The organism is Lysinibacillus sphaericus (genome assembly GCF_002982115.1).
Classification (GTDB): domain Bacteria; phylum Bacillota; class Bacilli; order Bacillales_A; family Planococcaceae; genus Lysinibacillus; species Lysinibacillus sphaericus.
This window is the reverse complement of sequence record NZ_CP019980.1, coordinates 3,378,321-3,394,127: the sequence shown is the minus strand read 5'-3', so window position 1 is coordinate 3,394,127 and position 15,807 is coordinate 3,378,321. Positions and strand designations below refer to the sequence as shown.

Below are 15,807 nucleotides of genomic sequence, written 5' to 3'. Positions count from 1 at the left end.
ACCTGGTGTACAAGATGTTAATATTTTATGGAGAAAAAGCGGGACGGTAGAAGGTCTCTATCCCCTATTAAAAGGTTATGAACGTACAGTAGAGCAGCTATTAAAAATGTTACCACAGCAAACTGCAGAAAAAGTAAGAAACATTGAAAATGATGATAATGAGGTCAAGTGTTATAGAGCATTGCTAGGTGGATATGCATGTGTCCAGATGCTAAGGGAGCTTGGCGTTCAACCATCCGCATTAGTTGGGGAAGGGATTGCTGAACTTGTATCTATGGTTTGCGCAGGTGCAGTGACCTTGAGGGATGCAATTAGCATAATTCAAACATATGGACAACTTGCTACGTATGAAGCCATTTATGAAAAATATGATTTAAGAAAAAAACAGATTCCGTTAATAAAAAAGCCTGGTATAAAAGCTAAACAACATATTGAAGATGCACTTGTCATAAAACTTGGCAGTAGTGATTTAGAAAATTCGATTACAAAACGATGTATGACAAATGTTGAAGCTGAAAATGTCTTGAATCTGATAGAAAATTCGAGTGATAGCTTTATCAATAATGTTTACCGCCTTATCGGGGACCTATGGTGTAGAGGGCTGAAAATTGATTGGGATATGATCAGTGCTGCTACTACTTCTTCGTTAAAAAGAGTTGCACTACCAACATATGTCTTCGATAAAAAAGAATATGATAGTGACGTAGTGAATTCCATAAATCCTTTACCAAGTAATAATTCAATACATTCTACTATAGAAAAAGTTGAAATGGAGCAACTCGACCCTGCTGTTGTATTAAGGAAGCTTTGGGAAGAAGTAATTGGTGTAACAGATATTCAGAAAACGAGTGATTTCTTTGAAATGGGTGGAGATTCACTGAATGCAATTATGCTTTCTTCGAAAATCAAGGAAACATTAAAAATTGAGTTTCCAGTGTCTGACGTATTTATTCATTCAACATTTGGCAAAATGGAACAATATATAGATGCGCATTTAGATCAAAAATCAGTAGATGTAATTGAAAAGCTGGGCGTTCAGAAATATTATGAAGCATCCTCTGCACAAAAGAGAATGTACATAATGAACGAATTGGTGGAGGATGCAATCCCGTATAATTTTGCAGCCGTCTATCATGTCAAAGGAAGATTAGAGCATACTAAAATCCAACAATGCTTTTCTAAAGTGGTCGAAAGACATGAGGCATTCAAAACTCGGTTCGACATGGTCGATGGTGAAATAGTTCAAATTATTGAAGACAATGTCGATTTCAAAGTAAAGTTTCAAACGTCTGAAAAAGAGCGGTTAGAAGAAGCAATAACAGCAAATTTAAAGCCATTTAACCTTGAAAAAGCACCATTATTGCGCGTAACTTTTATTAGCTTAAATGAGGAAGAACATGTCATGGTTCTGGATATGCATCATATTATTTCGGACCAGAGTTCTTTAGATATCCTGCTAAAAGAAATCGGCTGTATGTATCAGGGTGAGGAGCTTCCAGATTTAGAGATTCAATATAAAGATTTTGCTAAATGGCAAAACGATTTTTACAACAGCGGAAAAGTGCAAAAGCAACTGGACTATTGGAAAAATGAATTTAAAGAAGGTGTTCCAGTACTAGATTTGTATACCGATTATGACAGACCAGAGTTTATAAGCTATGAAGGCGGTAAAATTCACTATTCTTTTGAACGTGATATAAATCAAGGAATTCTTGCTTTCACTAAGAAGCATGGAATCACACCATACATGTTTATTATGGCAGCCCTTAATATCATGCTCTGGAAATATACAAACCAAAAAGATATTGTCATTGGTACAGTTATTTCAGGCAGAAACCATGCAAAATTAGAATCGATTGTCGGTATGTTTGTTAATACTTTGGCTATTAAAAGTGAGCTCGATGAAGATATACCACTAGAAGAATTTCTTCAGTATACAAAAAATAAGCTAGTCAAATCTTATGATAATCAAGATTGTCAGTTTGAATTGCTAGTGGAGGAACTTGGTATACCAAAGAGTGTATCTAGAAATCCGTTATTTGATATTTTGTTTAATTATATAAATATTGGTACGGATGAGGTCAATATTGAAGGACTTTCCTTAACACCATATGAAAATAACGAAATTAATGTGAAATTTGATATTAGTTTTACATTAGAAGAAAAGAATCAGCAATTTTATATGGATATTGACTATTCAAAAGCATTGTATAAAGAAGATACGATTCGTGTCATGGGCGAGCGACTTATTTATATCATTTCGCAAATGCTTAAGGATGTAAACGTAAAGCTTAAAGATATTGATATGATGACTGTGGAAGAGCGGAACTGGCTTATTGAAACAGTAAATCAAACGACTACGGATTATCCAGCACATAAAACAGTGTTAACTATTTTTGAAGACTATGCTAGAGATACGCCAAATGCTATTGCTATTGAATGGTTGGAAGATAAAATTTCTTACAAACAGTTAAATAATATGGCAAATCAGTTAGCTGAAAAACTTAAAGATAGAAATGTTGGATACCAAGATAAGGTGGCCATACTTTTAGACCGCGGTTATATGCAAATTGTCAGTATGTTGGGCATTATGAAACTTGGCGCTGTCTATGTGCCGATTGATCCTAAATTTCCTCAAGAGAGAATTGATTATATTCTAGAGGATTGTCACAGCAAAGTAATCGTTACAGATTATTCTTTGGAAGAAAAAATAAGTGTAAATATTGAAAAATTCCTAATCGATAAAGATGAAAATACACTCAATCGAGAACACGATATGGGCATAGAATCCACCTATACATCTCAATATTTCAATAGTGATGATCTGATTTATGTTATCTATACGTCCGGTTCTACAGGAAAACCGAAAGGAACATTAATTAAGCATAAAAATGTCGTGCGTGTCGTGAAGAATACGAACTATATCGATATTAACGAAAATGACCGAATTATGCAGATATCTAATTATGTATTTGACTGTTCTGTATTTGATATTTATGGCGCTTTACTGAATGGTGCCAATCTTGTCATTATTCCAAGAGAGACCTCCCTTGATATTCCTTTGCTAGCGGAATTTATAGAGAAGAAAGAAATTAGTGTTTTTTGTATTTCAACCGCTTTATTCCATATGTTAGTTGACGGAAAAGTCGAATTTTTGAAGAATGTACGTAAAATCATTGTAGCGGGAGAGCAGATTTCGCTCACACATGCGCAACAAACAGTAAATCAAATTGGCAAGGGGAAGCTTATTAATGCCTATGGTCCAAGCGAATCGGCAGTATTTGCAACATATTACCCGATAGATGATATAGAGGATGTTTCCATTATTCCTATTGGTATTCCAATATCGAATACAACAGTTTATGTTGTGGACGAAAAGAAACAGCTGGTACCGATGAACGTTGCAGGTGAATTATGTTTAGGTGGAGATGGGGTAGGAGTAGGGTATCTAAATAGAGAAGACCTTACAAATGAAAAATTTATTACCCTTGATGCAGTAGGCGGTAAAAGAGTGTACTGTACCGGTGATAAAGTGATGTGGAACAGCAGAGGCCAACTTGTATTTTTAGGTCGCAAAGATTTTCAGATAAAACTAAGAGGATTCAGAGTCGAGCTTGGTGAAGTTGAGCGACATATAAAAAATATCGATGGAATAAAAAATGTCATTGTTACTGCCGAAAGGGATCATCTAGACACGCTATATATGACGGCTTACTATACGGTGAATGAAAATCATCATATAGAAAAATATGATGGAGAGTATGTGCGCAATCATTTAAATAATAGATTACCTGAATATATGATTCCATCTAAATTTGTGGTCTTAAAAGAATTTCCTCTCAACTTTAGCGGAAAAGTTGATCGAAAAGCGCTTGTAAACGCAGAACAATATTCTCAAAAAGTGATGGTGCAGGATGAGCCAAGAACAACTTTAGAAAAAACGGTTCTGAAAACAATGCAGATGATACTGGATGTTAAGGAATTTGGATTGAAAGACAACTTCTTTCATTTCGGTGGTCAATCAATTAAAGCCATTGCTTTAGTGAAGGCATTGTCTAACAAAGGTGTGGACCTCAAAATTAATGAAATTTTCCAGTACCAGACAGCAGAAAAAATTGCTGCATCCATAGAACCGCTTGCGGAAGTATCGCCGCCTATGATTGATAAAATAAGGACAAGCAAAGATATAGAATTAAATGCGAAACAAATTACTAGTCTCGTAAAGAATGTTATTGCACGTATTGAAGGTCTCTCTGACATTATTACTGCATCTGATACGAGAATGGCGTTTTCTCTTTCCCCAATTCAGAAAGGTCATATGTCAAAGGGGTCGAACTATAGTGGGTTTACAAACCATTTCGATGGAATAATTTCGAAAAATAGAATAAAGAATACTATTGCAGACGTAATAAGTAACAATCAGTTGCTGCGTTGTTCATTGGTAGAAACCGATGGCGAAAAGAAATGGTGTGAACATGAAGTACTCAAATTAGAAACCATTATGAGTAATTATCTTACATATGTAGATATATCTATGTATACCGAGAGTGTAAAAACAACTATCATCAATAAGCTTAGTGAAGAAATACTTTTAAGAACCTACTCAAATAATGAACTACTATGGCGAATGTGTGTACTAAAAGAAAGTGATACGAGACATCTCATTATCTGGGGTGCCGATCATTTGATATTCGATGGTATGAGTGCCGAGATTATCAAAACTCAGATTGAACAGGGGTTAAAAGGTACAACGAGCATGGAAAATACTATTCGAAGTTTTAAAGAGTATGTTGATGTGCTAAACGAAGGGCCATTAGGGATTAGTGAGAAGGAGCTAATTGAAAAATTTAATTTGGTGAAGTGGAGTGAAAATAACCGTAAGGTAATGGCACAACCAAAGCGTAATACAGCCTTGCGAAATAATATAGAAATTATCATTCCTTTATCAGATAAAAAGCATTTAGATATTTGGTGGTATGCATTCGATTTTGTATCTGATATTTTAAGAGATTACACAAATACAGAAGTCATTCCCTTTGCAGTGCTGGAGTATGCAAGAAGTTATCAGGGGAAGGATTTTTATAATAGCGTAGGCGAGTTTTTAGATATTGTACCGATTATTAGTGAAAAAGGAAATAGAACATCGGTTGAAACGGCCATTCAACTTTGTAAAGATCATTCCATCAATTATCTCGCATTACTTGGGGAAGAACGATTTAGTAAGGACTATCCAAAATTAAATCAACTCCTTAGAAAATACTATTTCAATGATAAACAGTACTGTAATTTCATCCTCTATAATTTCCAAGGATTTGTTAAAGCGGAGGAGAAACAAGCATTTAGTCATAACAATACTGAAAACAGCCTTGCCCGTATGTCTGTAACATTAAATTATGATAGTGACCACCTTTACATTGAAATTGAAGATGTTATTGGAATTGATGAGAAAAAATTTAGAACTATTGTAGAAAAAAGAAGCGAACAAGGGAGGGTATCACAATGAAAAATAAATATTTAACGATTTATTTAATTATTACATTTGGCTTATGTTGGGGGCTTGCATCAGCATCTATGATTTTCAATGATTTTTTTACAAAACTTTTTGGTGAAACGTCCTTTACGAACCCAATTGTTATGATTGCTTTGTATTCGCCATCCATTGCAGGTTTATTTGTTTATTGGTTAATGGGCGGCTTTGAGGCGATAAAAAATCTATTTTCTAAGTTTATTCCTAGAAAAAAAGATTTGATATGGTTTCCAATCATAATCGGTTTGTTTCTTATTTATGTAGGTAGTATTCATTACGGTTCCATTGCTGTTGGTTTTGATGTACCAGAGATGACATTAACTTTTAAGCAAATGGTCATAGAAGTAGTTAAAAATCTGTTTGAAGAAGCAGGAATTCTTGGTGGAGTACTTGGCTGGATCGGATTTTTAATGCCGTATCTTCAGAAAAAATATAACAGTAATATAAAAGCGGGTGTAATAACAGGTCTTATATTCGGCATCTATGTATTACCAGGTTATGTAATTACATCATTTGAATTGGCAGCTATTTTTCCATTGTACGTTATTCAATTAATGTTATTCCTTATATTTATTAGTTATATGTTTAATGCGACAAACGGAAATCTACTGTTTTACGTTTTATTATTCTGGCTCATTTCATCAGGTGCGAGACTAGAGTTATATTATTTTAATGCACAAGTTCAATTATTACAGATTGCATTTTTTGCAGTGTCTGTTGTTATTATGCATTTCATTACGAAGAAGAGAAATATTGAACAAAAGCTTCAAGTGTTACCCGATTATGTTGGGATTGGAGCATAATTTTTAGTTGAAAAATAGGAGAAATATCATGATGGAGCTAAAAACATTTTTCAAATCCAAAGAAGGTAGTAAGGGGCAGTTAATTTGTTTTCCTTATCTAGGGGGCTATGTCAACTCATTCAATGAAATTGTGCGTGCAATGCCGGAGGATGTTGAAATATGGGTGGCGAATCCTCCTGGACATTTTGGTTCTCAACTCGAATTAATTAGTGATATTCATGAACTGATTTCGCTATATTATCAGGAGATATCAAAGATTATTCGCCCAGAAAGCGTATTTTTGGGGCATAGTATGGGTGGCGTAGTTTCATATTTTTTGTTAGAAAGAATGTTTCAAAATCAAGAAAAAATTCTTCCAAAAACATTAATATTATCTGCATCTGTTGCACCATCCAGTTTTGCAAATAAACAGTATAGCAAGTTGAGTAATGAGGACTTGATAAAGCAAATACAGGTTTATGGTGGTATGCCAGAGGCTGTATTAAAAGACAAAGAGTTAATGAATATTATGCTTCCAATATTTCGCGCTGATTATGGCATTTTAGAATCCTCAGCAAAAGCTCCATACAAAAAAATTGATATCGAAACACATTTGTTATGGGGAGAAAATGATAAATCAGAGAATATTCGTTCAGCGATCATGTGGGATGATTATCTTGTTCAAGATTTAAATGTAACTTCTATTGAAAATGCAGAGCATATGTTTATTCATAATATGGAAAAGGAAGTTGTCACGTTCATCAATCAGTTTCTTAACTTAGAAATTAAAGTGAGGTAGTTACTGTTCTTCCCAGGTCTAAGGATTCTTAGATCTGGGAATTGAATGGTGCAACTTTTATAAACAGAGTGTCGCAGACGGAAAGAGCGTGTTTTACGGAAATAAAAAGAGGACTGCTTGCATAACAATAATACTTGAAAATGAGAAACCGATATTTGAAGCTGTTTTTACATATAAAAAGGTATTAGATTATGGAAAAAAATAAAAAAAATTCAAATATATATGTGTTATTTAACGGATAAAATTGTAAAATAATATTGGAGTAAATTTTTAAACGAAGGAGGATTCGAATTATGAATGACGTAAAGACAGATGCAGGATTTAAAAAGTTCTTGGTCATCTGGATGGGGGAGCTGATATCTAATATCGGTACTGGTATGACTGCCTTCGGTCTTGGCGTATACGTTTGGCAACTTACGAAATCCGCATTGGATGTTGCTATGGTTGAAATGGCAGCGCTACTTCCCATGATCTTATTCAGTCCGGCTGCAGGAGTTCTTGCAGATCGATTTGACAGAAGACTCCTTATGATTATTGGTGATTGTGTCTCAGGGTTGGGACTCGTTTTGTTATTAGTGCTAATGAATACAGGAAATATTCAAGTATGGCAAATCTGTCTTTGTGTAGGATTTAGTTCAGCCTTCGCATCATTATTAGATCCAGCGTATAAAGCAACACTAACGGATTTACTATCAGAGGATGAATATGCAAAGGCAAGTGGTATGGTGGGGATTGCTTCCTCTTCTAAATTTTTGATTTCACCAATTATTGGTGGTCTAATTTTAGCATTTTACAGTATGGAATTAATTATCATCATTGATATTTTGACACTTGCTGTAACAGTTTCAACAATTCTTTTTGTAAGAAAATCGCTTTCGGTAAAGCCTTTGGAGAAAAAAGATTTAGACTTTTTCAAAGATTTAAAAGAAGGCTGGCAAATTATTGTTGAATCAAAAGGGGTTATGCTTCTTATAGTACTGGTTTCCGTTTTAATGTTCTATATGGGAATTATTCAAGTACTATCAAAACCTATGATTTTATCATTTGCGAGTGAGAAAACAACCGGAATACTTCAGACAGTTGTAGCATGCGGTATGATGGTATCCAGTATTTTAATCGGTACAGGAATTATCAAAAGAAATTTTGTAAAAGTAATGGTCGTTAGTTTCATTGTATCAGGTATAACGATGGCAGGATTCGGCGCCACAACAAGTATCCCAGTTATTATTATTTCCGGATTTTTATTCTTTGCTTCATTACCATTTGCAACGACATGTATTGATGTTTTAATACGAAAATCGATAGACAATGAGAAGCAAGGTAGAGCATGGGGACTGATTTCTTTAATATCACAAATAGGTTTCGTCGTTGCTTACGTTATTGCAGGTGTTCTGGCCGATTACGTATTTAACCCAGCGTTAGTTGAAGGAGGCGTTCTAGCAAATTCTGTTGGAAAAATTATAGGTACTGGTGAAACAAGGGGAATTGGTTTTTTAATCATTCTTTCTGGAGTAGGACTAATAATTACGGCATTATTTGTTTCAAAATCTAAAGGTATTCGAGAAATGGAAAAACAAAAAGATACTGAGCTAATACCAACTGAGCAGTCAATTTAATAATAAAAATTTAATAAATAGTAAAGTCGTGTAGTTAGATGAAGGAGGAATAGCTTTGTTTCTGAAGATGGTAAAGAATGATTGCTACAGAAAGAAAATTGTTACGGCAACAATATTTATTTTTATAACGATGGCAGTAATCTTAGGAGCTAGTGCAACAAATATCATTGCAAATTTAACGCAGTCAATGTCAGAACTGCAAGAAAGAGCACACCCAGCCGATATCACGCAGATGCATGCAGGAGATTATAATCAGCGAGATATTGATAAATTTACAGAAGAACAACGTGAACATATTGCTATGCAGGAAACGATGGTTCTTCTCACTTTAGATGGAAATAATATACATTTCGGAAACAACAATACAATGGCAGGTACTGTACAGGACATATCATTTGTTGTTCAAAATAAAAGTTTTGACTATATATTGGATCTAAACAACAATAAGTTGGACGTAAAAGAAGGGACTGTAGCTGTTCCTATTTATTTTATGCAGCAATATGACTTAAAAGTTGGCGAAACGATTACGGTAAAAAGAGGCGATTATGAAAAGGACTTTACCATTTCAGATTATGCCCGAGATTATGAGATGAATTCTTCACTTACTTCGTCAAAACGTTTTGTTATCAATCAATCTGATTATAATGAAATGTTGGTCAATCAAGTAGGCGAACGCGAATATTTAATTCAATTCAAACTACATGAGACTGGCGATGCTCAAGCTGTTCAGACAGCATATATTGATGCAGGTCTTCCAGCAAATGGACCTACAGTTGGCGGAAAAATATTCTTAATCTTTAATGCAATGTCAGATACGATTGTAGCAATGGTTATTATACTGATTAGTATTTTGCTTATTATTATTGCATCGCTTTGTATTAGACTGACATTCTTAGCAACGATTGATGAGGATTTAAGAGAAATCGGTGTAATGAAAGCGATCGGAATCTCTAAGAAAGATATTAAAAAGGTATATCTTAATAAGTATAGAGCTATATCTGTAGTTGCAGGTATTGTTGGATATTTACTGTCCTTTGTAGTTGTTAATCTGTTTACGGGGAATATGAGACTTTACATATCTTCTGATTTATCAGGTAACTTGAAATATGTACTTTCTCTTATAGCGCCATTATTTGTTTATTTCATCATTACGTTGTACTTCAAGAAAGTGCTAAAACGAATTGATAAGATTTCTGCTGTAGAAGCACTACGTTCAGATATTATGCAACGCGGTAAGAATAAGAAATACAGCTTCTCCCTGCTAAAAAATAAATTTTTCAGTACCAATATTTATATGGGGATTAGGGATGTATTTAAGCGTTTCAAATTATATAGATTACTTATCGTTATATTTGTTATCTGTACATTTATTATCATACTTCCAATAAGTGTATATAATACGATGAATTCACCGGAATTCTCTACTTATATGGGTGTAGGGAAATCTGATATGAGGATTGACCTTCGAAAAACAGATACGATTACAGAAGATTATAAAAAATTGCAAGAAGAGTTAGCAAATGATCCAGATATTGAAAAATACGCAGCTTATATTACAGGCTCGTTTCAAGTTAAAAATACAGAAGGTGCATGGGATTATATAAATATTGAAACCGGTGATTTTTCAGTATTTCCACTAAGTTATTTGGAGGGAAATGCGCCGAAAGAGGATGGAGAAATTGCTCTATCTTATGCGAATGCCTCTAAAGATGGCTTGGATAAAAAAGTCGGAGATACGGTAATTGTAAAGGTTGCTGGAGCAGAAAAGAAGATGACAGTAAGTGGTATCTATCAAGATATTACAAATGGCGGGAAAACGGCAAAGGCAACAACAAGTCTTGAACTAAACGAAAATGCGATTCTTTGGTATATAGTGAACATGGATGTGGCTAAAGATGTCAATATTCCAGAAAAAATGGAATATTATCAAAGTCAATATGCCTCTGCACAGGTCAATGATATTAAAGAATATACTCAGCAAACGCTTGGCAATATTATTAGCCAAATGAGTACGGTTGTTATCGGTGGAATTGCCATTTCATTAATCATTATTGTTTTAATTACAGCCCTATTCCTGAGAATGTTATTATCAAAAGATATGTCTCAAATCGCTATTATGCGAAGTATGGGTCTAACAGCCAATCATATTAAACAACAATATATGGCAGGAACACTACTAGTACTAATAGTAGGAATCTTCTTAGGTGTACTAGTTTCAAATTACTTAGGAGAGTATCTTGTAAGTATGGGGATGTCTTCTATGGGCGCTGCGAAAATAGAGTTAGTAAACGTTGCATGGCAGACTTGGCTACTATGTCCTTTAGCATTAATTGTAGTAGTTGGTATTACGATATCTGTGTGCTGTAAAGTAACTGTAAAAGATGATTTATCTGTTATTTTAAAGGGTTAAGAAGTAGAAAGACGATGCAATGGAGGAATAGATATGAATAATATTTTAGAGGCGACAAGAATTAACAAAATAGTAGAATTAGGAAAAAATAATGAACTGCATATTTTAAAAGATGTAAATCTAGAAATTAAAGAGGGCGAATTTGTAGCCGTAATGGGCCCATCAGGCAGTGGAAAATCAACACTTTTATATAATGTAAGTGGTATGGACCGAATTTCTTCTGGCGATGTACTTTTTAAAGGGAATGAGATTGGCAAACTAAAAGAAGAAAATCTAGCGAAGATCCGCTTAAATAATATGGGTTTTATATTCCAAAATATAAATCTTTTAAAAAACCTCTCGTTAATTGATAATGTTATGTTCCCTGCGCTTGTATCCAAAGATGCAGATAAAACTAAAGTGTATAAAAGAGCAAAAAAATTACTAGAGATGACTGGAATTGCAGCGCTTGAAAATAATAATATTAATCAAGCTTCAGGGGGCCAGTTACAAAGGGTCGCGATATGTAGGGCATTAATTAATGATCCAGATATTATATTTGGAGATGAACCGACAGGCGCATTAGATTCTAAATCTGCGACAGAGATTATGTCACTTTTAACAGAAATCAATAAAAAAGGAACAACAGTTATGCTGGTAACACATGATGCAAAAGTTGCTGCAAAAACTGAAAGAGTTCTATTTATGGTAGATGGAAAAATTGTCGCTTCTAAGAAAATGAATAAATTTGATGCGAAGGTTGACAATATTAAGGAAAGAGAAGAAAGCATTATGAAATGGATAGTGGAAAGTACCGATACTTATAGCAACAAGGATGAAGAGAGAATGGCCAAGTAATTTACGCTTTTGTATTTCTTGTTGCAAAATTATACTATAAAGTGAAATCCAAAGACTAGCAGTATTAAAATTTATATGGAGCACAATAATGATATATAAATATGCAATAAAAATAACAGAAAAAGCGTATCAAGATATTTTCCAACAATTTGAGCTAAGGATATCTGCTGAAAGAAAAGAAAAAGTAAGTAAATTTCACTTTGATGAAGATAAAAAGCGCTCTATATTGGCAGAAGTTCTTCTGCGTCATTCTTTGAAGAGGGACTTTGGCATGACAAATGACCATATTCATTTCACTATCAATGAATATGGTAAGCCTAATCTTCAAAATTTCGACCATATTCATTTTAATTTGGCGCATTCAGGTGACTGGGTTGTATGTGCAGTAAGTGATACGCCTATTGGAATAGATATAGAACAAGTAGCAATGATAGAGATGGACATTGCAAAAGCCTATTTTACAAGCAGTGAGTATCAAGATATTTTAAGTCAACCAAAAGACAAACAAATACAGTATTTTTATAAACTTTGGACATTGAAAGAAAGTTATGTAAAGGCTGAGGGAAAAGGATTGACTATTCCACTTGATTCTTTTTCGTTTTGCATTCAACCCGAAACAATACAACTGTATGAAAGCAACCAACTGTCACAAAAGTATAGCTTTCAATTGTTTGATTTAGATGATTGTCATATCGTTGCCTTGTGTTCCAAGCAGTTATCGAAAGAACCGATTTCCATTGTTTCTTTTGACCATCTTGATATATGGTAATGTTCAGCGGGCTGTCCTAGTTATTTAGAGGACAGCCTGCTTTTTTACAGATTTTTTGGAAACCGTTATATAGCCGCTTAGAAGTATCTAGTAAAATTACTTCGACCACCGTCATTTTCCCAACGCTCAATATCTCTTCCATCTTCGTCCCACACATCGGGTCTTTCCCTACAAGACATTTGACATCCCCTTTATCAAATCGTTCCTTTCTATAGTATGTGAAGTTGTAACTTTTAGTTCATAGAAAAGGTTGTAAGCGCTGATAAGTCGATGTAAATCCCCGATTAACCCATGTAAATCATTGATTCATTAGCGCCTAGTATTGATAGAAAGTGTAACGATAATTTAGGAGGAAGCATTTATTTATTCCTTGCTAAAGCTATATTTTTGCATATGTGTCAAGTGACGTGGTGCATATACTGTGGTGAGGAGGGGGGAGGTGAGCATTTATGAGAATTAACTGGAAGATTCGATTCATGCATAAGCCGTTTTTATTAGCTTTATTTTCCATGCTGTTACTACTCGCTCAACAAGTGGGCGCCTTGTTTGGTTATGATTTAACAAGTGCAATGAGTGAGCAACTAACGTCCATTTTAAATACAGTATTATCGATTCTTGTTTTAATGGGGGTTGTTGTCGATCCGACTACGAGCGGTACCAGTGATAGTGAACGTGCCTTAATGTATCGAAAACCTCGATAAAATTTATGATATGTATAAAAAGTGTAATTTTACAATAAAAGTGAATGTGGTATAATGTAAGAAAATTCTAATCGCTAAGGGGGATGATGAATTGTCGCTAGAAATGGAGCAGCGAATTGCTAAGCTAGAAAAAGAGATGGTAGCGTTACGGCGGGAAATGGATGAGTTAAAGCACCAACAGTCACAAGAAAAGACTACGATACAAAACATCAACAAATCCATCACTGGCCAATCTGCCTTACCAATCGCAAAAGCTAAGCCAACACCACCAACTTCACCAATACCAACAGCAAAAACAAATGTACAACAAGGGCGTTCAATCGAAGAGCAAATTATGTGGGCGCTTCCGAAAGTATTTATGGTTATTTTAGTATTGGGTGTGTTATGGGGGCTAAAACTAGTTAGTGATTATGGCTACTTATCAAACGAGGTAAAAATCATCCTCGCTTATTTATTATCCATCGCATTAGCAACCATAGCATATGTAGCAGAACGTAAAAAGCTAGGGTCATCAGCCGTAACCATTTCCTTATATGGGGGGGCATTTATCGTAGGTATTTTAACTACTGCTGCTGGTGCTATGCTATACGATGTATTGGGCTTAACATTAGCATTGTTTATTGCCATCCTATTCATTGGCTATGGCATAGCAATCAGCTATCTAAAGAAAAATGAGGTACTTACTTTATTTGTCAGTTTTACCTCATTGTTATTACCTTATTTACTAGAATACATGGATTTTAGCGCATACATTATATTATTCTTTGTCATTGTCTTATTTACAATGTTGCAATTTGTTATTCTTCAACATAAACAAAAAATTGCGCTTTATGTCGCTACTTTTTTCTCAATTTTGGCAATTAGTATTGTCGCCTTTATGAATAATGATAATCAAGGAATGTTTGCCTTAGGTTTGTTCATGACACTCGCTATTTTCTACACGAGTTGGTGTCGCTTGTATAATGTTGAATCGAAGTGGAAGCATATTTATGTTGGACTGCAATTTAGTTTAGGGATCTTTAGTTTACTAATGATGAACTTGATAAGTAGTCCACTTGATTATAAAGAGCTCCTACTGTTCGGTTTATGTATGTTATTTATAGTTATAGCGGGTTATGGCTATAAGCAAAAATGGCAGGAGGCATTTGATAGTGCCGTAACACTCGCATTTATTACACTTTGTAATACGCTGTTGATTATGAATATACCAGAAAAAGTGGATGATTTACTTCTTCCATTCATACTATTTGCAGGCGTTATGATGAGCTTACGACTACGAGCAAGTATGATGAAGGTTGTCAGTTCAATAGGGTTTGTCATTGCACTTATGATGAGCTTTATCATACACGAGCCAACCCCATTTTTTAGTATAGAACATATCGCTTTATTGATGCCAGGGGTATATCTCTTCGTTATTTATATGTATGCATTACGTCGTAAAGAAACATTAAATGCCTTTGAGAAATGGATGAAAGATTTATATGTGCTTGATATAATAGCAGTTATTACAGCTAGTTACTTTATCGCCTATATAGGCAAGCTGGATAGTGTTTATATTGTAAGTGCTAGTAATACCCCACATCTAATGAGTATCAGCATTGTATTGTTGTTTGTAGTGTCACTGTTTCTACCAGTAACATTTAAAGGGCGGGCATTAACGCCAGTGCTGACTGTGTTATTCTTGTTATTTACATTTATGTTAAACGTTATTCCTTCTAATATACAGGGGATTGAATGGCTCAATATTATGACACGGTTAACCTTCATTGCTACGATTAAGGCTATCATCCTGGATTTGCTCATGAAGGGACGTATTTATCGAATCTATCAAGACTATATGCCGAAATTTTTAGATGCCATTGTTAGTATAGGTGTAGTAAGTGCGATGCTAGCAGTATGTGGTCTTGTGTCACAACTCGCTTATAACGACTTACTAGATTGGAAGCTTAGCATTGCACTAACAACAATTACGCTCTTTCTCACGGCAAGCCTATCACTTTGGCTTGGCGCAGTGCGGCACTTACGAATACTGCGACTTTCCGGCTTTATCATATTAGCCATCGCCTTTATAAAGCTGATATTCTTCGACTTATCCGCACTCGATTTATTAATACGCGCAATACTTTTCATCTCAATTGGTGGCATCGGCATGCTACTGTCGGGCCGATTGTTGAGGAAATAAAAATAAAGACTGTTTACTAGTGTGACTAGTAAATGGTCTTTTATTTTACGGTAAATTTGTTTTGGCGTAAAAAAGCCACTCAAATACGTGCTCTTTGAAAGTATTATTGTCAATAAAGTGGTGACAGGAACACGCATAGCGGCTGTAGAATTTTATAATTATCATTCACCAATAATGAAATCAA

At 34.6% G+C, this 15,807-nt stretch carries 9 protein-coding genes; all 9 read left to right on the top strand.

The window, feature by feature from the left end; genetic code table 11:
- Nucleotides 1–106 precede the first annotated feature (106 nt).
- Nucleotides 107–5,503, top strand: a complete 5,397-nt coding sequence (locus LS41612_RS16920; protein ID WP_158694866.1) for a non-ribosomal peptide synthetase — start codon at nucleotides 107–109, stop codon at nucleotides 5,501–5,503.
- A complete protein-coding gene (locus LS41612_RS23410; protein ID WP_174804529.1) occupies nucleotides 5,500–6,330 on the top strand; it encodes a hypothetical protein in 831 nt (276 codons plus the stop codon). The genes LS41612_RS16920 and LS41612_RS23410 overlap by 4 nt, the downstream gene beginning before the upstream one ends.
- Nucleotides 6,331–6,358: 28 nt before the next feature.
- A complete protein-coding gene (locus tag LS41612_RS16910) occupies nucleotides 6,359–7,108 on the top strand; it encodes a thioesterase II family protein (protein ID WP_024361541.1) in 750 nt (249 codons plus the stop codon).
- 293 nt (nucleotides 7,109–7,401) lie between these two features.
- Nucleotides 7,402–8,724 carry an MFS transporter gene (locus LS41612_RS16905; RefSeq protein ID WP_024361540.1) on the top strand — a complete coding sequence of 441 codons (1,323 nt, stop codon included), beginning with the start codon at nucleotides 7,402–7,404 and terminating at the stop codon, nucleotides 8,722–8,724.
- A 55-nt stretch (nucleotides 8,725–8,779) separates the two neighbouring features.
- Nucleotides 8,780–11,134: an ABC transporter permease gene (locus LS41612_RS16900; protein ID WP_024361539.1), complete on the top strand. Its 2,355-nt coding sequence runs from the start codon at nucleotides 8,780–8,782 to the stop codon at nucleotides 11,132–11,134.
- 33 nt (nucleotides 11,135–11,167) lie between these two features.
- Nucleotides 11,168–11,971, top strand: a complete 804-nt coding sequence (locus LS41612_RS16895) for an ABC transporter ATP-binding protein (RefSeq protein ID WP_024361538.1) — start codon at nucleotides 11,168–11,170, stop codon at nucleotides 11,969–11,971.
- Nucleotides 11,972–12,059: 88 nt separating this feature from the next.
- Nucleotides 12,060–12,740 carry a 4'-phosphopantetheinyl transferase family protein gene (locus LS41612_RS16890; protein ID WP_024361537.1) on the top strand — a complete coding sequence of 227 codons (681 nt, stop codon included), beginning with the start codon at nucleotides 12,060–12,062 and terminating at the stop codon, nucleotides 12,738–12,740.
- Between the two features lie 449 nt (nucleotides 12,741–13,189).
- Complete coding sequence (locus LS41612_RS16885) at nucleotides 13,190–13,441, top strand: phage holin (protein WP_024361536.1); 252 nt, start codon at nucleotides 13,190–13,192, stop codon at nucleotides 13,439–13,441.
- Nucleotides 13,442–13,532: 91 nt separating this feature from the next.
- On the top strand, nucleotides 13,533–15,623 hold the full coding sequence (locus tag LS41612_RS16880) for a DUF2339 domain-containing protein (protein WP_024361535.1): 2,091 nt from the start codon (nucleotides 13,533–13,535) through the stop codon (nucleotides 15,621–15,623).
- The last annotated feature ends 184 nt before the right edge of the window (nucleotides 15,624–15,807 follow it).